General features: G+C 44.1%; 13 protein-coding genes and 1 tRNA gene. 7 read left to right on the top strand and 7 right to left on the bottom strand.

What is annotated here, in order from left to right; genetic code table 11:
• Positions 1 to 509 precede the first annotated feature (509 nt).
• From F6K53_RS08800 to F6K53_RS08790, 3 genes are all read left to right on the top strand, one after another.
• A complete protein-coding gene (locus F6K53_RS08800) occupies positions 510 to 2,018 on the top strand; it encodes an FHA domain-containing protein (RefSeq protein WP_293064757.1) in 1,509 nt (502 codons plus the stop codon).
• A 285-nt stretch (positions 2,019 to 2,303) separates the two neighbouring features.
• A complete protein-coding gene (locus tag F6K53_RS08795; RefSeq protein WP_293064755.1) occupies positions 2,304 to 3,119 on the top strand; it encodes an SDR family oxidoreductase in 816 nt (271 codons plus the stop codon).
• 544 nt (positions 3,120 to 3,663) lie between these two features.
• The gene (locus F6K53_RS08790) at positions 3,664 to 4,128 is read left to right on the top strand and encodes a hypothetical protein (protein ID WP_293064753.1); all 465 of its coding nucleotides are present in this window, start codon (positions 3,664 to 3,666) and stop codon (positions 4,126 to 4,128) included.
• Positions 4,129 to 4,445: 317 nt separating this feature from the next.
• Here the strand turns inward: F6K53_RS08790 and gltX are convergent, their stop codons facing one another.
• The 4 genes from gltX to F6K53_RS08770 all read right to left on the bottom strand — a co-directional run bounded on the left by gltX (position 4,446) and on the right by F6K53_RS08770 (position 8,405).
• Positions 4,446 to 5,894 carry a glutamate--tRNA ligase gene (gene gltX / locus F6K53_RS08785; RefSeq protein ID WP_293064751.1) on the bottom strand — a complete coding sequence of 483 codons (1,449 nt, stop codon included), beginning with the start codon at positions 5,892 to 5,894 and terminating at the stop codon, positions 4,446 to 4,448.
• Positions 5,895 to 6,024: 130 nt separating this feature from the next.
• Positions 6,025 to 6,098 (bottom strand) — tRNA-Asp (locus tag F6K53_RS08780).
• A 279-nt stretch (positions 6,099 to 6,377) separates the two neighbouring features.
• On the bottom strand, positions 6,378 to 6,641 hold the full coding sequence (locus F6K53_RS08775) for a hypothetical protein (protein WP_293064750.1): 264 nt from the start codon (positions 6,639 to 6,641) through the stop codon (positions 6,378 to 6,380).
• A 186-nt stretch (positions 6,642 to 6,827) separates the two neighbouring features.
• Positions 6,828 to 8,405, bottom strand: coding sequence for a TM0106 family RecB-like putative nuclease (locus tag F6K53_RS08770; RefSeq protein WP_364301027.1), 1,578 nt, complete (start codon positions 8,403 to 8,405; stop codon positions 6,828 to 6,830).
• An 810-nt stretch (positions 8,406 to 9,215) separates the two neighbouring features.
• On the opposite strand from F6K53_RS08770, the gene psaK reads away from it, so the two are divergent.
• Positions 9,216 to 9,485, top strand: a complete 270-nt coding sequence (gene psaK / locus F6K53_RS08765) for a photosystem I reaction center subunit PsaK (protein WP_075899863.1) — start codon at positions 9,216 to 9,218, stop codon at positions 9,483 to 9,485.
• A gap of 128 nt (positions 9,486 to 9,613) precedes the next feature.
• Here psaK and F6K53_RS08760 read toward each other — a convergent pair whose 3' ends face one another.
• Complete coding sequence (locus F6K53_RS08760) at positions 9,614 to 10,906, bottom strand: FGGY-family carbohydrate kinase (RefSeq protein ID WP_293064748.1); 1,293 nt, start codon at positions 10,904 to 10,906, stop codon at positions 9,614 to 9,616.
• A 586-nt stretch (positions 10,907 to 11,492) separates the two neighbouring features.
• Between F6K53_RS08760 and ovoA the strand changes: the two genes are divergently transcribed.
• The 3 genes from ovoA (at position 11,493) to F6K53_RS08745 (ending at position 15,642) form a co-directional block, all read left to right on the top strand.
• On the top strand, positions 11,493 to 13,799 hold the full coding sequence (gene ovoA, locus F6K53_RS08755) for a 5-histidylcysteine sulfoxide synthase (protein WP_293064746.1): 2,307 nt from the start codon (positions 11,493 to 11,495) through the stop codon (positions 13,797 to 13,799).
• Between the two features lie 100 nt (positions 13,800 to 13,899).
• On the top strand, positions 13,900 to 15,348 hold the full coding sequence (locus tag F6K53_RS08750) for a hypothetical protein (protein ID WP_293017576.1): 1,449 nt from the start codon (positions 13,900 to 13,902) through the stop codon (positions 15,346 to 15,348).
• A 54-nt stretch (positions 15,349 to 15,402) separates the two neighbouring features.
• Positions 15,403 to 15,642, top strand: coding sequence for an EF-hand domain-containing protein (locus tag F6K53_RS08745; RefSeq protein ID WP_293064743.1), 240 nt, complete (start codon positions 15,403 to 15,405; stop codon positions 15,640 to 15,642).
• Positions 15,643 to 15,757: 115 nt separating this feature from the next.
• On the opposite strand, the gene F6K53_RS08740 is transcribed toward F6K53_RS08745, so the two are convergent.
• Both F6K53_RS08740 and uvrA read right to left on the bottom strand, forming a co-directional pair.
• Positions 15,758 to 16,096 carry a XisI protein gene (locus tag F6K53_RS08740; protein WP_293017336.1) on the bottom strand — a complete coding sequence of 113 codons (339 nt, stop codon included), beginning with the start codon at positions 16,094 to 16,096 and terminating at the stop codon, positions 15,758 to 15,760.
• 153 nt (positions 16,097 to 16,249) lie between these two features.
• Positions 16,250 to 19,234 carry an excinuclease ABC subunit UvrA gene (gene uvrA, locus F6K53_RS08735; RefSeq protein ID WP_293064739.1) on the bottom strand — a complete coding sequence of 995 codons (2,985 nt, stop codon included), beginning with the start codon at positions 19,232 to 19,234 and terminating at the stop codon, positions 16,250 to 16,252.
• Between the last annotated feature and the right edge of the window lie 29 nt (positions 19,235 to 19,263).

Below are 19,263 nucleotides of genomic sequence, written 5' to 3'. Positions count from 1 at the left end.
AAATAATCTTGGTAGCGATTCTAAGGTATAGCAGTCGCTAGGGTAGTTAGGAGATGACAAAAGTCTCAAACCTAAGTAAGCGCAAGAGTTTGACTTCTGACTTCTGACTTCTGACTTCTGACTTCTGACTTCTGACTTCTGCTATAAGCATGGAGCTCTCAGAAAATGCTGTTGCATAAAAAATTACCAAAAGGCTGAGAAGTATATAGCCATGTGTCCAACACTGAACTTTTGCGAGAGGTCAAGGGTACTAAGTATGATGCTAGTATCAAGTGTTAATTCAAATGTTAGGTGCGCTCTTACCATTAAGAATTAAATTCGCCACGGGTCGCAGCTGAAGTTAGCACACATCATCCTCTCATAGTTCATTACCAGGACTTATGCCAAATTGGTTACAAATGCAAATGCACTTATATAGTATGGTGTGTTATCAACGCACCCTAGCGGCAGAGTTTATGGGTAAGTCCTGAGTAATTGACACAATTGACCGATTATTGCGGTAATCTGGAGTGACACGAAACATGCTGAAAACTATACTTATCAACTCTCAAACCAACGAGTTACAGGAAAAAACCCTGAAACCGGAAATTGGGATTCAAGGTGAGTATCTGATTGGTCGTCACCCGAGTTGTGACCTAGTTCTGGATAGTCCTGTAGTGAGTCGTGTACATGCCAGAATCCTATGCCAAGGGGGACAGTATTACTTTGCTGACCTTGGTAGCACCGATGGCTCTCGGATCAATAATGAGGAGATGGATGTTAACCAGAACTGGCTCCTGAGGGAAGAGGATATTATCCGCATCGGTGACTTTGTGCTGCTGGTCAAAACACTACAGCAGTATGATTATAAGCAGCAACAAAACCTAGTGGTAGATGGCAATAGCACTGGGATGAAGCGGTGGACTAAGGGTGAGATTACTGTCCGCTGTGTGCAGATCATTGATCAAACCCATGATGTCAAGACCTTTCGCTTTGTGGCGGATCCGCCAATGTTGTTCAGCTACAAGCCAGGTCAGTTTGTCACTCTGGATTTGGAGATTGATGGCAAGCCAGTGAAGCGTTCCTACTCCATCTCTTCGGCCCCCTCACGTCCTTATACTTTGGAAATTACCGTCAAGCGAGTGCCAGCACCAGCCGATGCTCCTGATGTACCAGCCGGTTTGGTGTCTAACTGGTTGCACGACAACATCAAAGTTGGGTCCGAGGTGAGATTAAATGGCCCAATGGGGAAATTTACCTGTGCTGACCATTCTGCTAATAAACTGCTGTTCATTTCAGCAGGTAGCGGGATTACTCCGATGATGTCGATGTCTGAGTGGCTTTGTGATATTGGGGCTGATGTGGATGTGGTCTTTGTTCACAGCGCTCGTAGCCTAAAAGATATCATCTTTCGTCAGAAATTAGAGTTGATGGCGGCTTTGCACCCCAACTTTAAGCCAGCTATTACCACCACTCGTCCAGAACTTGACCAAGCTTGGTGGGGTTATACCGGAAGACTTAATCAAGCCATGGTGCAACAGATGGCTCCTGATTTTCGCGATCGCATTATTTATGTCTGTGGTCCGAATCCCTTTATGGCAGGGGTGAAAGCCATGCTAGCCGGTCTAGACTTCCCGATGGAGAACTACTATGAAGAGAGTTTTGGTGGCAAAAAGTTGTCAAAAAAGACAGCAACAGCAACAACAACTCCTACACCAGTCACAGCCGAAGCTCGTCCTAAACTACATTTAGTGAAATCACCATCAACCTGTTCAGAACCAACTGTAGTCTTTGCTAAGTCTGGGAAAGAAGTCACCTGTGATGCAGAGGATGTGATCCTAGATGTGGCGGAACAAGAAGGGGTGGCATTACCGAGCGGTTGCCGCATGGGAGCCTGTGGTGCTTGTAAGCAAAAGCTTCTAAAAGGGAAAGTCGAGTATGACGAGGAACCTGATGCTCTCCAAGAGGATGAACGGAACGAAGGTATGATTTTGACTTGTGTGGCTCATCCTGTAGGACAAGTGGTAGTTAGCGCATGAGCTATAGCAGTTCTCAATTGCTGTGAGGTACTTTCGTTCTAGGTTTTAGGGAGTCGGGAGTCGGGAGTCGGGAGTCGGGAGTACCTTATACATTATCTGTTTTTTTACAACAGTCATCTTTTCCCTTTTTGTTACATAAGGTTAATTCTTTATTGGCGCACTTTGCATGTAGTTTGGCGCAACTTGCTAGTGAAATTTACCGTTTCCTTAGTATAAGATCAAACTGAATCGACATTCAAGCGTGAATTGTCGTCGTCAAATCACAAAAATTAGTTTGAAGCCAAAATGAGTAAGACAATTTTAATCACAGGAGCAAGCAGCGGTATTGGAAAAGCAACTGCAAAATTGTTCCAGGAAAAGGGTTGGAACGTGGTTGCGACCATGAGAACTCCAGAAAAGGAAACAGAACTAACCACCCTTGATAATGTGTTGGTGACAAGACTAGATGTTTTAGACCAAGATTCAATTACAAAAGCCGTTGAGTTAGGCATTGAAAAATTCGGCAAAATAGATGTTTTGGTAAATAATGCTGGTTATGGTGCTTTTGGTACTTTAGAAGCAACCCCCAGGGAAAAGATAACAAGACAATTTGATGTTAATGTTATTGGGCTTTTAGATGTAACCAAAGCAATCCTACCCCATTTTATACAAAATAAAGATGGTATTTTAATTAATATTTCATCGATTGGTGGCAAAAGGAGTTTTCCATTATTTTCATTATATAACGGGACTAAATTTGCTGTTGAGGGGATTTCCGAAGGTCTGAGTTTTGAAATGGAAGCAATTGGCTGCAAAGTGAAAATTGTTGAACCAGGAGTGATTAAAACCGATTTTGCTGGTCGTTCCTTTGACTTTAACAACGATGAAAGCCTAACTGAGTATCAAGAATTAATTGGTAAGGTGTTCAAATCTATGGAATCTTTACTTGAGAATGCCTCCGAGTCTAGCGTTGTCGCTAACGTGATTTATGAAGCAGCAACAGATGGCACTGATAAATTGCGATATACTGCTGGCGAAGATGCCAGGATGATGGTGGCTAATCGAAAAGAATTGGATGATAAGACGTTTATCCAAGGTATTAAAGAGCAATTTGGCATCTAGTTCAAATAGATGGTTTATCCTGAAAAATTTACGAAATAGTCTGTAATGGCCTTGCTTAATAATAGAAGGGTTAAGCAAAAAAGTGATTTCAGTAATTTCTTCAGTAAAACATACATCTTCTAAGCGTGAACTAATTGTTTTTACCCAAACTATAGGGAATACAGAGAATGTTTAAAGGTATTTGATTAGTTGTCTCTAGCTATGATAAATAACGGCCTCTAATCCCCTAACCACAATCAATTCAGCGGGTGCATCTCATTTTTGCTGTTTGACACCGTGGTGCGTTACGGGCAGCAACATAACCAAAGGCTAGAGGCGGAAAATGAGGCCCCCCTAACGCACCCTACCCAACTTTTTTACAAATATGAGATGCACCCAATTCAGCCGTTTATTCTCACCGCCACTTTTTTTGGTGCAAGATCTGAGTTTTACCCAATTAGTATAACAGTAGCGCTAGATACACATAAGTTTTCCTGTGCTGCAACTAAGGCAAACGGTTGTGATAAAATCATATTGGCTTAATAAAAAAAAAAGGAAGTATTTGATGAAACGTCTTTTTTCCTTGCTGCTGTCAGGAATCCTGATGGTCTCTAGCACGCTATTGTTGGGTATCGCCGTCGCTGAGGGCGTTGCCCCCGGTCAAGCACAAGCACTGGTTGAAGAAAGTCAGACTGAAGAAAGTCTGGCTCAGTGTTTTTACAGTCGAGTGAGTAAGGGTAAAGATGTGAAAGAATGTGACTCGGCTTTAGAAAAAAAGCGGAACAAACTCAAATCTGTTGAATGTCAAAAATCTGTTGAATGTCAAAAATCTGTTGAATTTCAAAAAGCTCGCTGTTCTAAACTCCAAAAGATGGTGGAAACAAACAAGCCTGAATATCTGAGGCTTTATGACGTGAGGGATTGCAATTTATTGATAGAAGACAGTCCGTTTTGGACTAGTATTTACTATGGCGATGATGACTCTCCTTGTCAATACGATTCGCTTTATAATGAGTACGTCTGCGAATAATTGTTCGTCCGATCGCACTACTGTCTGTGTATCAGATAAAACCTAATTTGTGGGCAGATTATCTCAGTCAAGAGCTTAAATATATCTCGTTAAATCTAAAATTAATTTAGCTTTTTAATTCATTAGATTTTTCGACCTCAGAGTTAGAATAAGTTTGGCTTACTCCCTTGAAAGTTTTCATGGAACAGCCAAAATTTATTAGTGGGTTGTCGGGAACTTTGGACAAGGTAACTTCGGCTCAGGGTAAAAGAATTGACCCAAACAGGATCAGAAACGGGTTACCAATCGGTAACCCATCAGTTACCTATCGGTTGGGATCATGCCACCTTCAGCAATGACTCCTTCAAGCGAGTTTGGTCAAACCCGCGCTGATGAAGCAGTACCCAGGATTCAATCAAATCAGGACCATTGACATCCCCAGTTAGTGCAGCACGAAGCGATCGCATAACCAATCCTTTCTTGACCTTTTGCGCTTTTGTGACTTGGTTAATAATCTGCTTAGCTTCCTCTGGACTCAGCTGTTGGTAATTACCGAGTTGCTCAAGAATAGCTTGCACCACCTCACTAGCACCAGCTTTTTTGAGCTGCTCTACTGCCTGCTCAGTGTACTCAACCGACTCAGTAAAGAACATCCGAGTCATATCTACTGCTTCTGGCAAGCGAGTCAAACTTGGCCCAATCATAGCAGTCAACTGTTCCAGCCAAGGGCGATTTTCCACAGGATCACAGTTGTGCCCAGCACTTTCCCAGTAGGGAATCAGCAAGTCCACTAACTCAGATGCACTCATCTGGTGGATATATTGACTATTAATCCAATCCAGCTTAGCCCAGTCAAACTTTGCCCCAGCTGGGTTCACCCGTTCAAAACCGAACTTTTGAGCGGCTTGAGCCAAAGTAAAGATTTCCTGAGTAGAGTCAGGGGGAGACCATCCCAGCAATGTCATATAATTAACCATCGCCTCAGGGGTAAAGCCCATGGCTTTGAAGTCAAAAATAGAGGTTACACCATCGCGCTTGGATAGCTTCCGTCCCTCATGGTTAAGAATCAGAGGTGTATGGGAAAATTCTGGCACTACACTCCCTAGGGCTTCATAGAGCAAAATCTGTTTAGCAGTATTAGCAATATGGTCTTCACCGCGAATGACATGGGTAATATGCATATCAATGTCATCCACCACCACAGCTAGGTTGTAGAGAGGCTGACCGATACCATTATCTTGAGATGCCCTAGCAATGACCATATCACCTCCAAGGTCACTGCCTTTCCAGGTGACTTTACCTCGGACGAGATCATTCCAAACAATCTCCCGGTCATTATCAATCATAAAGCGGATCACCGGCTTGCGCCCTTCCGCCTCAAATGCTGCTTGTTGTTCTGGTGTCAAATTGCGATGGCGATTGTCATAGCGGGGTGCTTCTTTTCTAGCCTTTTGAGCTTCCCGCAGTTGTTCTAGTTCCTCAGCTGTGGTGTAGCAGCGATAAGCCAATCCCTGGTCTAAGAGTTGTTGAATAGCAGCACTATAAAGGTCAAGACGTTGGGATTGGAAAAATGGTCCTTCGTCCCACTCCAGTCCCAGCCAACTTAAACCATCGAGGATGTTTTGGGTATATTCCTCTCGCGATCGCGTTTGATCGGTGTCTTCAATGCGCAGAATAAACTTACCGCTGTGGCGACGGGCAAATAGCCAGTTAAATACAGCGGTTCTAGCGGTACCAATGTGTAAATTTCCGGTTGGACTTGGGGCAATACGGACTCTAACTGTCACAGCTGATTGCTAAGAACCTAATTACTATTGTCTTTTCGTCTCTATTGTACCTGCAACAATCAACTACCCTAACTAGATCATCTTTAGGATCATCTTTATGAGCAGTCGATAGTATCCTACATTTTTTCTACGGGACTGACGGGGCTCGAACCCGCAACTTCCGCCGTGACAGGGCGGTGCTCTAACCAATTGAACTACAGTCCCAATCTCCGAGCCATTTACTATTATTATGTATGACTGGTGTATTTGTCAAGGCTTTTTTTTAAAAAAACCGAAAAATACTTTGAGCAGTCACCTTAGACCTCTGAGCTCTCAGCCGATTTGCCTTGAGCTTACCCTCGACCAATGACCGAAGGCTCAGTTTATGGCTGGAACCAGTATAACCTATCCCAGCGCTAACGCAATAGGGTGGGCTAATCACGCACCCTAGGGCTCACTATTTTTTTTTCAAAACCATAAACCTTATATACTGCTATTGCCGAATCACCGTTCTGTGTTGGTGTTAGAGACTTTTGAGATTAAGATTGCCTCTGAAGCCGTTCTGCTGAATGGATAAAATCGTTCCAGGCTAAGAATTAATAGGAGCATCAAAACCTGTACTGGCCAAGGTGCCATAGCAAAACCAAATATTAGACAGACAATGGTACTGCCTACTCCCAATAGGCGAGGGATTTCGTGAGAGACTCTCAACGATATCAAGATGCTCCCTAGGGCAGTTACCAGAAGAATTAGAAAAAGTGGAAGCATATTAATCACCTCTTATAAAAGAAATTCTAGACCTCTAAATTCCAGACCTCTAAAAATTCTAGAGAGGGCTCCCCTCCATCCAATGATGGCGAAAGCCCCCTTTAGATTTAATTTAGCATCTAGCTATACATTGTGTGTGTAAGCTAGAGCACAAAAGCTAATAACTTAAAAAATCGTTGCATAACTTCATGCTAAGTTTTGAAAGTTAATAGTGTTGGGCAAAGTGTTGGGCAAAGTGTTGGGCAAAGTGTTGGACAAAAAGTTGACTAGCCACTGCTTGAGGTGATATGTAGCGCGGCAGTCATCTTCATTGTAGCGCTGGATAATTTCGAGAATAGAGTGATTGCCTGTTTTTAACCACTGGTCATACAAACACACACATTCGGAGCCAGTCATATCCGGATCGCGCCACTCAAACCCCAACCATCTAGCCAGATTTTTCAGAGAATAACTCTCCACTGGCATGGTCACAGTATCAATAACTATTTGATGAACATCCACGAAACGATCTAGCAGGGGTCTAACTATATGTCGTGGAGTTTGGTAAAGGGTTGCTAAGCGCTTGACCGTATCAACTTCATACTTGGAAAAATGGAAGATTGGGGCATCTGGATAACGCTCAACTAAGTCTAGAAATTGTAGCCAGATGAATCCTTCTTGCCAAGAATGTTCTGCGAATAGGTTATGGAAGGTCTCAGTTTCAGTGCGTCGATCAATCACCAACACCCCTAGCAAATACTCCAGGGGCAAATCAGGCTGTGCTTCAATATCAAAATAAAGCTCAACAGATGCTGTTGGTAAAGAGTTTTGATTCGGGAGGTCTGCCGAGATTTTGGCATTACCATTCCCTCGCTCTAGTTGTTGGTATTCAAGTATACTAAAGTAGTGTTTGGGATAGAGCAGCACCCGGTTTTGTACCTGAGATTGGGCTTGCTGCACCAGCTGGAAAGCTACTAAGCTACCAAAGCTTGGCTCTAATTCACTAATTGTGGACGTGGCTAAGGATTCGATTGTGGTTACTCCCAAAGCCTTCAAATCCCGATAGCGGCTGGGTGTTACTCCAGGCAATAGGGAAATGTGCTCTACAGATTTAGCGATCGCATAACAACTGTGATACCAACAGCAAAGACTACACCGCTGACGGGAAATGAACACCTCTGGTTCTTGTCGCTGCAATAGAGTCTCAATACATTCCGATAGCAGTTGTTCCATCAGTGGTACCCATCGTTCTATTACCACGGTGTAGGACTTTTGGTTACGCAAAATTAATGAGGCAGTGGTCGGCCACTGTCCTTGTACTGCTGCTAACAGCTGAGCACGAAAAGCGGTAAGGATTTTATACTCTGGCTTGGGCCGTTTGCTGAGCTTAATGGTGGTGGGAACATAGATCCAATCACCAAAATTAGAACGTCCCGGCTGTTTGACCAGCAAATCAGGAAAACATAGCAATGTCACCCCGTCACCAGTTGGCATCAACAGTACCCCTCCAGAAATGTACTCTGTCCCTTGTTGCATTAGTTTCAAGGTGGCCTGTGCAGCAGCGTGCCAATCTGTTCTGGGGTAGCGGGGTGAGTGGTGGGGCACAGTAGCCAGAATCTGTTGTTTATGGTCTCGGCTTTTCTGTTGCAGTTTCAGCCGAAAATCTGAGGGTGGGTCTTGCTCTGTGGGATCTCCATAAATGTCCAAAAAAGCCCGACGCCGACAGCGTTTGTAATCTAAAAGTAATGCGTCCGTCAGCAGCATAATTATAGTTTCAGGTGACATACTCCCACACTCACCTTGTCAGGTTGATTGTGGGCTTCTTACCAACACCAGCCATCGCTATCGGGCTTTGCCCGACGCTACGCGAACGGTTACTCGGTAAGCTTTATTAACGATACGGGATGCCCCTCCGCACCGGAACAATTAAAAAAAGTTCTTTTTTTTACTTAGCAGGTGGCGGTTAGCTCTTAATTTGTTTTCCCTACTATTTATAGTATAACGTTTTTCAGGCTGTTTATCAGAGTTCCTGTCCGCGATTCATCCCTGGAGACGAAACCTTAGGATAGTGGAGCCTTAATCAAAAAGTTTTAACCCTTTTCGCATAACCGACTAACCATAAAGGCGACCCTATCCTTACGGTAACTTTAAACACTCATGGCGTAGCATTGAGGTGTGGGGCATAAGAGCGGAGGAAGCTAACCCCTCATGGCTAGTGATACTCGCCGCTCCGGTAAGATGTCACCAGCCATGCAGGATGAATCAATCCGGTCAACCCGGATTGATTGATCAATCCAGGGTTTATCCCGCTTTTATTAATTTATGTAAATTTACCGAAACATTGACTGAGCAACCAGGGATTACTTAACAATTATTTACATAAAGGCTTGATTTAATTTTACCGAATCCCACCGCCCAAAAGTCTAGTAATCACGGGCTTTGGCTTTCTAATCAAGGGGAATCAAAGCAAGACTGGCAACGGAATCGACTCTGGCAAAAAAAACTAATTATGACACCGCGCTGGTAAAATCTTTATAAAAGATTAAATCTTTAAGAGATCACTGTAAGAGTCTATCAAAAACAGGAGAACACAAATTGACTTACTCAATCTTGCTTGCTGCTGCATCTGCCGTTCCCAACACCCTGGAATGGAGTCCGACAGTCGGAATCATCATGATTATCTGCAATGTCCTAGCGATTGCATTAGGAAAAGCTACTATCCAGAATCCTAGCGCAGGGCCAGCGTTGCCTATGCCTGAGTTCTTCGGTGGCATGGGTTTTCCCGCATTACTAGCAACCACTAGCCTCGGTCACATCATAGGACTAGGCACTATCTTAGGATTGGCTAACATGGGGATTATCTAGAGCTTAGGAGCTCTAGGGTATAGGGCGAACTGGGATAGTGATGATGGTCAGGTTGATCCAGGGCTGATAATTCACAGCAGATTCTCACCCAGTCACTCGGTCATGCAGTAATCCTAGACACGATTACCCTATACCCGATCTTCTAACAGGTATCCCTGCTTGGCCAATAGTGCTGTACCATAAGCAGCCGCTGTGTGAATAGATGGCAACATCGGTACCATGAGCTGACGCTCTCGAATCCTTGTCCAGGTAGGATTTTTGGCACCACCACCAGCAGTATAGACACAGGTTTTGGGACTTGCTCCGAGCTGTTGTAACAAACGATACCCCCTAGCTTCAATTCGGGCTATGCTTTCAAGGATTCCTTGGAGAAATTCCACGGAATTATCGGGTTTGGGTTCCAATCTTGGGGGGAGATCCGGGTCATTAATGGGAAAGCGATCGCCTGGTCTAAGTAAGGGATAATAATCCAGGGGACTTTCTTGCTCGGGGTCGATTTGAGAGCTGAGACTTTCTAATTCTCTGTCACTGAAAAAGTGTCGTAGTACTGCTCCACCGGTGTTGGATGCGCCACCGGTAAGCCATAAATTTCCCAATCGATGACTGTAAATGCCAAATTTGGCCTCTTCTACACGAGTGGTACTCAATAGTTTAAGTACCAAGGTAGACCCAAGGGAGGTTACCGCTTCACCTGGTTGTTTGGCACCACTAGCGATAAATGCGGCAATACTATCGGTGGTACCTGTACAAACTAGACAATCTGGTGATAATCCCAAGCCGTGAGCTACCTCAGGGGTTACAACTCCAACTGGTGTACCGGGAGCCAAGACATTGGGTAGCATAGATGACACCGGTAGCTGTTTGATCCAGTCGGGATAGCAAAGATTTTCAGGATTATAACCAAGCTTTAAGGCATTGTGATAGTCACTAATGCCTAATTTGCCATGCAATAGAAAGGCTAACCAGTCCGCTTGATGGAGAAAGTATAGGGGATTAGTTTCAGCACAGCTTTTGCTGATTAGCTCTGTACAGTGATACCACCAGAGAAGTTTGGCAAGGCTGGAGGTAGCACTTAAAACGACATGGTTGGGAGGAGCAATGGTTCTAAGTTGTTCCATCACAGCTACTCCTCGTGGATCGTTGTAAAGGATTGGTGCATCTACTGGTTGACCGATGCGATCGCATAACAAAACTGTTGCGGAAGTGCCATTAATTGCGATCGCATTAATTTCACCCTTGATTGACTGGGGAATTTGCTCAATCAGGGAAAATAATACCTTCTGCCACTGTGTTGCGGTATCAATGGTGATGGCTTGGAGTGGAAACGGATATTGAGTCTCGGCAAAGATAGTACCAACAGAGTCTATCACTACTGCCCGTGCGCCAGAGGTTCCGAAATCGATGCCTAGATAGACAGTCATTAGGGATTATGGATTATGGATTATGGATTAGATTATGATGCAACCGTCAACATTCAACCTACCCTAAACCGAGCGCCAAGGGAACATTCAAGCTACCCAGGGTAAACGCATCTAATTTTATGAGTCCTATATATTTCTTTTTATTAAATAAGCACTATATGTTAAAAATGCCTTGTTAACAAGGACAATCAGCCAGGGTTTATTGAGAACTATCCCAGCAATTCTCATTGACCGGTTATATGTATTTCCATAGTTGGGAACATCTGCTCACTTTCATGCTCCAGGGATTGGAGTTAGAACTCCCTCCCAACACTAGTTGATATTTCATACTGAGACTTGCTCGAACTATCCCCGGTTTATTGACAAGATGCGTTTCCCCTGTTAACCTTTATACCTGAAAATCTAAGTAGGTGGATTTAATGATCCCTAAAATAGCGATTGATATTCAAAATGATGAAAACAACTTGAATACAGGCTTCCAGCTTCATTCTCGGATTCTGAGTTTTAAGGTTTATTTATGCCCACCTACTTAATTGCTGGAGAGGTCTAATCTACTCAACTATCATTTTTATTGGAACACAGCAAGGTGGAGACTGCTTTAACACGTAATCCAAATCTAGATCTAACTACACTCTTGTCCCCTAACCTGAAGGGTAAGAAAGACCCCACAGATCCCCTGATTGGGCCCCGTCCAGATTGGTGGTGGACTGGGCTGCGACCTACAGAAGTCCTACATGCCATGCCGATCCCAAATCTAGCCACCTGCACGCGCCGCGAGATTCTGGACTACTTCGATAATGGCTGGCTGATGACCGAAGTTTTGTTGTCAGCACTACAGGGAGAACGGGCATTCCTCGACCCACCCTACCACCAACTTCGTCATCCTCTAATCTTCTATCTATGCCATCCAGCCGTGCTTTACATCAACAAGCTTCGGCTAGCTGGACTAATCCATGAGTCGATTGATCCATACTTCGAGCAATTGTTTGAAACTGGCGTTGACGAGATGTCCTGGGACGATATGTCCAAGACTGAAATGGATTGGCCGTCAGTCCGTGAAGTAGTGGAGTACAGACGGAGTACCTACAAGATTGTCCGAGAATTGATTGAAACCTTGCCCGCCCTGGAAGACGGCCATCCACCTATCACTATGGACAATCCCGCATGGGCACTATTCCTAGGATTTGAACACGAACGCATCCACATCGAAACCGACAGTGTCTTGCTACAAGAGTTGCCACTGTCGGTTTTGCGTCAGCCAGAAGCATGGCCAAACCTGCATCCTTCAGCATTTGCAGAGAGTCAGACCGTTGAGAACGAGTTAATCGCCGTTTCCAGCAAGACCGTGACCTTGGGTAAGCCTTGGGAAGAACCCTCCTTTGGTTGGGACAACGAGTATGGTTCACGGCAGGTAAGGGTTCGGAGTTTTCAAGCCAGTCGATACTTAGTCACCAATCGTGAATTCTACGAGTTTGTTGTCGCTGGCGGATACCAGCAACCGAAATACTGGACAGAAGAGGGCTGGGCCTGGAAGCAAAATCGCAATACTAAATGGCCGACCTTCTGGGTGGCTGATGGGCCAGCAGGACTGCACCAGTATCGACTGCGGACGCTGTTTGAGGTGGTGGATCTACCTTGGTCTTGGCCGGTTGCTGTCAACTGGTATGAAGCGAAAGCCTACTGTGCTTGGAAGACTGAGCAGGATAACAGCCCCATCCCTTACAGACTTTTAACGGAAGCCGAACATCATTGCTTGGGCGGGGGCAAGGAGCCAGTTAATTTGAATCTAACTTGGGGATCTCAAACCCCAGTGAATGCTCTACTGCCTAACGAAGCTGGATTTTACGATGTTTTTGGCAATGTCTGGCATTGGTGTGAGGATGATTTCAATCCTTTGGAAGGGTTCCGGGTCCACCGGCTCTATGATGACTTTAGTACCCCTTGTTTCGACGGTGAACATAAGATGATTCTCGGCGGGTCTTTCATAAGTACTGGTGATGAAGCGACCCGGTGGGCAAGGTTTCACTTCCGGCCTCACTTCTTCCAGCACGCAGGATTTAGGCTAGTTCGATCTGATGATGGTGACGCCACCTGCGATGCAGTACTTATTAGTAGCCAAAGCAGTGGGGTTAAAGCCTATGAAGGTGATAAAATTCTAGCAGAAAACCTGATGCTGCATTATGGGTCGGCTGATGAAGCAATGCCCTACAACTTCGGACCGAAGGATGCCGTGGGATTTCCTCAAAGCATTGCCACACTAACCTTGGAGACAGCCGAACACCTGGGAATCAAGACCAATCGGGCTTTGGATGTTGGCTGCTCCGTTGGCGGCTCAACCTTCGAGCTGGCCCGGGGATTCGAGTCAGTGTTAGGGATCGACCTCAGTGCCACCTTTATTGAAGCTGCCGAGACGCTACGTCGCAAAGGCAGACTGGTTTATCGTCGCCGCGATGAAGGGGAAAACACGAGCCAAGCTGAAGTTTGCTTGCCAGAAAACCTGGATCGCAGTCGGGTGACCTTCCGCCGTGCGGATGCCTGTGCGTTGCCCCCTGAACTCGTTGGGTTCGATGTGGTGTTAGCGGCTAATCTGATTTGTCGTCTACCGAGTCCTAGAGCATTTCTCAGTCGGTTGTGCGGCGCACGCGGGCTAGTAAGGTCAGGTGGACTACTGGTACTAGCAACACCGTTCACCTGGGATGAGCGTTTCACGCCACGGGATGCTTGGCTGGGCGGGCATGATGGCAAGGCTTCCTTTGCTACATTACAAGCAGAGCTAAACCGAGATTTTGAATTGCTCGAAACACAGGATATGCCCTTCCTGATCCGGGAACACGCTCGTAAGTTCCAGTATGTTATCACCTTAGTCAGTTTGTGGAAACGGCGTGACAGTTAAAAAATCTCGGAACGTTGGGTCTTCGGTACTTACTGTTATAAATTGATAGTCTAGCACAGTAAGTACCGAAGACAAAAAAAATTTAGAGGATCTTATAAAAATGAACAAATTCAAAGCGATAATCGACAGGGCTAGCAATGAGGCAGATGAGGAACTTAAAACCCTACAGGATCTTGAAATCTTTGTTCTAGATAATTCTGTTCGTGAAACTACTGTGGGAACTGCTCGTGGTCATGTTCTTGAAGATAAAATCAACATCTTAAAGGCTATTGCTGAAACTGAACTCAATGAAGTGATTCTTGGCACTTATGGAGCTAACAGAAACGTTGATGACCAAATTCCAAAACATTGGATTGAGTTGGGGGGATCCTTAGATAATATGTGGGGATTTAGCGAAGCTTACAGTGCTTTAGATAAATATGGAGTTCCCATTGATGAGCCAGCAGATGGATTGTTGGAAATGGTCAACGATCATAAGATGAGTAATGCTATTATCGAAATAGATTTATGTAGTCCTGCCATCAATTATGAGCAGTTCGATCTCAACCAGTTCATTTTAAACCAAGTGGAGTGGGCTAATAAAAATTTGATTCCACGTGGTGAAAAAAAACTCCCTCCACGCATTCTTGTAAATTTAAGAGATTTCGCAAATTTTGAAACCGATACAGAGGGTTTGACCAGAGCTCTACATCTGATTGAATCCTTGGGCAATCTGCCCAGTAATCAGCGTCCCTTTGGACTGATGATTGAGGAACCAACCGGTTTTTTGCTTCCAGAAACTGTAAGCAAACTGACTCGTATTATTCGTGAAACCATGATTTCGGCAAATTGGTCACATGGTAAACTACTGGTTCACGTACATTGTGGTTTTGGCCTTGCAGAGTCAACAGTTTTAGAAGCATTGGCGAATGGTGCTGATGGGATATGGAGTGCCGTTTGCAAGGCCGGGGCAGCTTTAGGGCATTCATGCTCAAGTATTACATTAACAAATCTAGCCCGGCTTGGCAATAAATTTGTAACTCGTACATACAACCTGCCAGCCATTATTAAAGCTGCCCGCAAAGTACATACCATTGCATCAAAAGAACCTGTTCCTAGGGATCAAGAAGTTTATGGTAAGGAAGCCTTCGATCTCGTGTTCGGTGGATGGCATGGATTCATGGGAGATAAAATGGGTGCTGTTGCTAGAATGATTGGTGTTAAGCAAACTATTAGAATCAGTGATTTTGCCAATGCTGAAATGCTAAATCAAGCTATGATTGAACGATTCGGCGAACCAGAAAAAACCGGATGGGATGAAAACTTATGCAAAAAGATGGAAGAAAAAATTGATGAGCACTTACTTCTAGGAAACAGCTTTAACTACAATACCATCATTGGGTTAGCCCAACTGTATGAATATAGTGGAGGATGTATTTCATCATCCATGCTTAAAATTATCACTTCAGATAGCGATATTTCTGATGAACACCCACTTATCATTAGTCTGAAACAACGATGGAAAAAATTGTCAGAAAAAATAAATTCGCCGTCTCATAAAAATCAATAATAACTGACTTCAAATTATAGCATATTTTGGCAAAATCCAGAGATTACTAAAACGATGGAAGAGATACCCATCCATCATTTTCTTGATGATATTTTCACAGGTGTTAATGTCACAGAAAAACCAAGGGAGATGATTTGCAATTTGTTAGATGTTGACGGTAACGGTTATGTATCTTGGCAAGAGTTTGTCTTTCGTTTGAAATGGGCTATACAACAGAAGGGTCTACTCTACTACCCAACACCGGAAGCATTAATTTTGGGAACTTTTGAATTCATCTTACAGGACTTTTCATAGGGATGGAAAGGTGCGCTTGACCCGTGGCGAATTTAATTACGGGTCAAGGGCACCTAAATTGATAATTTATAATTTGGAATTATACTTCATTCTAAATTCTACCAAAATTAAATCTTTAGCCCACTGCAAAACCTGTATATTGCCGTACTTGAGGATGGCGGAAACCAAGTACAATATCGTTTGCGGGAATACCTGCTTCCAGTAAATCGGTAGCAATCCCCTCTTCCGTATCATCGTATTGAATCCAAATTGTGTCACCAATTAAATCTAGGTGAATTGGTGTAGCGTGTAGGTAATAGTCATCATTCCAACCGATGTCTAATACTAAATAGTGTCCTCGCTGATCATCGAAAAGCACTTGAGAGTCATAGCTGTCAGGTAGGGAAGCACGATAGTCAGCGTGTTCCATTAATACTTTTTTGATGATGTCTTGGTAGTTTAATCTGGTATCCATTCAATGAAGGTTTCACTGTGGAGTTGAGGTTGTTTCTTTCAAATTAAGCGATCGCGTAGCGTAGCCCGAAGGGCTACGCTACGCGATCGCATCAAAAAAGCCATTGCTCAAACATCCCCTATAACTGACCCACTGAACACTAAGCAATAAGCACTAAGCACTCAGCAGTCCTTCCTGTCGCGGGTACTCCTGTAAAACCTCCTTCAAATACTTCCCGGTATAGGACTTAGGATTGTTTGCTACCTCCTCTGGTGTTCCAGAGGCAATGACTTCTCCCCCTTTATCCCCACCTTCTGGTCCTAAGTCTATTACCCAATCAGCACAGCGAATCACATCTAAATTGTGTTCAATCACCAAAACAGAATTTCCTTTATCTACCAACCGCTGCAATACATTCAACAAGTGATGAACATCATAAAATGACAATCCTGTTGTCGGTTCATCGATTAAATACAATGTCTTTCCCGTTGCCCGACGTGACAATTCTGTTGCCAACTTCACCCGTTGTGCTTCTCCACCAGATAATGTCGGTGCTGGTTGCCCTAAGTGGATATATCCTAACCCTACATCTACTAAAGTTTGTAACCGAGATGCTGCTCTTGGAATATTCTTAAATACCTCCAATGCTTCTGCCACTGGCATATTTAAAATATCAGCAATGGAATATCCTTTATACTTCACTTGCAACGTTTCTCGATTATATCGCGCTCCCTTACAAACGTCACATTGTACATAGACATCGGGCAAAAAATTCATCTCAATGATATTCACCCCCTGTCCCGAACAAGCTTCGCAACGTCCCCCTTTGACATTAAACGAAAATTGCCCTGGCTTGTAACCTCTAGCTTTAGCTTCAATAGTTTTAGAAAATACCTCTCGAATTGCATCAAACACTCCTGTATAGGTAGCAGGATTAGACCGGGGAGTGCGACCAATGGGAGATTGATCGATTACGATTGCTTTATTAATAGCGTTGAGTCCCTCAACTTGATCCAATTCTTTGGGAAAGGGTACTTTACGAGTCATATGATGTTGTAATGCCGGGTAAAGTAATTCATTGACTAAGGTAGATTTCCCAGACCCAGAGACACCTGTAATGCTAACTAATTTCCCTAGTGGTATCTCTACCTCAATGTTTTTAAGATTGTTACGATGAGCATTTTTAATCACAAAAGAACGACCATTACCCTCTCGACGTTTACTAGGGGTTTCAATTACTTGCCGTTTTGATAAATACGCTCCCGTCAGGGAATTATCACTTTTGATTATAGTCTCTAAATCCCCTTGAGCAACAATTTCTCCCCCATGAATTCCAGCTTTCGGACCAATATCGACAATATGATCGGCAGTACGAATGGTTTCTTCATCATGTTCTACAACAATCAAGGTATTGCCCAAATCCCGCAATTTGATTAGGGTAGTCAGTAACCGTCCATTATCTCTTTGGTGCAATCCAATACTTGGTTCATCTAATACATACAGAACTCCAGTTAAGCCTGCTCCAATCTGAGTCGCTAGGCGAATCCGCTGAGCTTCTCCACCGGAAAGGGTCATGGCTGGACGGTCAAGGGTAAGATAATCTAATCCTACATCAATTAGAAATTGTAATCGGGCTTTAATTTCTTTGAGGGCAAGGTCTCCAATTTGAGCTTGGCGGGGGGATAGTTGTAAGTTATCAATCCGTTGACGACATTGGCGAATTGAGACACTAGTTAAATCATCAATATGATATTGTCCTAACCGCACGGAGAGTGCTTCTGGTTTGAGCCGTTTACCATGACACTCTGGACAGGGTTGATAAATTAAATACTGCTCTAGTTTTTGTTTTGATGCTTCAGAGCTAGTGTCTTTATACTGTTTTTCTAGAATCGGGATAATGCCAGCATAGCGCTTGTAGTATCCTTTTTCTTTGCCATAAGCAGAATCATTTTGAATATAAATTTTTTCGTCGGTGCCGTAGAGCAGAATCTCTTGTTGTTCAGAGGTTAGCTGATTCCAGGGAGTTTTGATTTCAAAACCATAGGCTTCTCCTACGCTATAGAGTAGGGAAATGTAGTAGGTGTTGTCTTTTTCTGACCACGGGGCAATAGCACTATATAATGGTTGAGTAGGGTCAGGTACTACTAGTTCTGGAGAAAAGGTTTGTAAATTACCGATACCGTGACAAAATGGACAAGCACCATAGGGGGAATTAAAGGAAAATAATCGGGGAGATAATTCTTCCATTACTGCCCCATGTTCTGGGCAAGCAAAGTTTTCTGAAAATACGATTTCTTGAGGAATGTCTTGGTCAGATGAACTGCCATTTTTTGGAGGAGTACGTCTATAATTATGATCAGATTTGACTTCTGCTGACTGTGCTGATGTATTATCTAAAACTTGGATAACTGCAATTCCAGTAGAACGTTTTAGGCAAGTAGCAAGGGAATCGGTAATTCGTTCTTGAATACTAGGCTTTTTGATGAGACGGTCAACCACCACTTCAATGTTGTGGGTATAATTTTTATCCAGTTCGATGGTATCGGAGAGGTCAAAGGTTTCACCATCGACTCTGACCCGCACAAATCCTTCCGTGGCTAAGCTGGATAATAGTTTCTTGTGAGTGCCCTTTTTGCCTCGGATAACCGGAGCCAGGATATGGAAGCGAGTCCGGTCAGGGAGTTCCATAATGCGATCGCACATCTGGTCGATGGTCTGGGGCGCAATATTGCGATCGCATTTGGGACAATGGGGTTCACCAGCCCGTCCAAACAGTAATCGCAGGTAATCGTAAATTTCCGTAACTGTACCAACGGTGGAACGGGGGTTATGGGATGTAGATTTCTGGTCAATGGAGATAGCGGGGCTTAAGCCTTCGATGGCATCCACATCCGGTTTATCCAGTTGTCCGAGGAATTGACGAGCATAGGCACTCAGGGATTCTACATAACGGCGTTGTCCTTCCGCAAAGATAGTGTCGAATGCCAGGGAGGATTTGCCGGAACCGGAAACACCAGTAAAGACAATAATGCGATCGCGTGGCAGTTCCAGATCAATGTTTTTCAGGTTATGCTGTCTAGCCCCCCGAATCCGAATGGTGTTTTGAGCAGAGTTAGGGGTGTGGTCCTGGGTGTGGTTGAGGTTAGAGGATTTTGGCATGACCGACAGCGGCTTTAAACTCCTTAACA

This window comes from Moorena sp. SIO4A1 (genome assembly GCF_010672065.1).
Lineage (GTDB): Bacteria > Cyanobacteriota > Cyanobacteriia > Cyanobacteriales > Coleofasciculaceae > Moorena.
The sequence above is the reverse complement of the archived record's forward strand: the minus strand, read 5'-3'. Positions and strand labels throughout refer to the sequence as shown.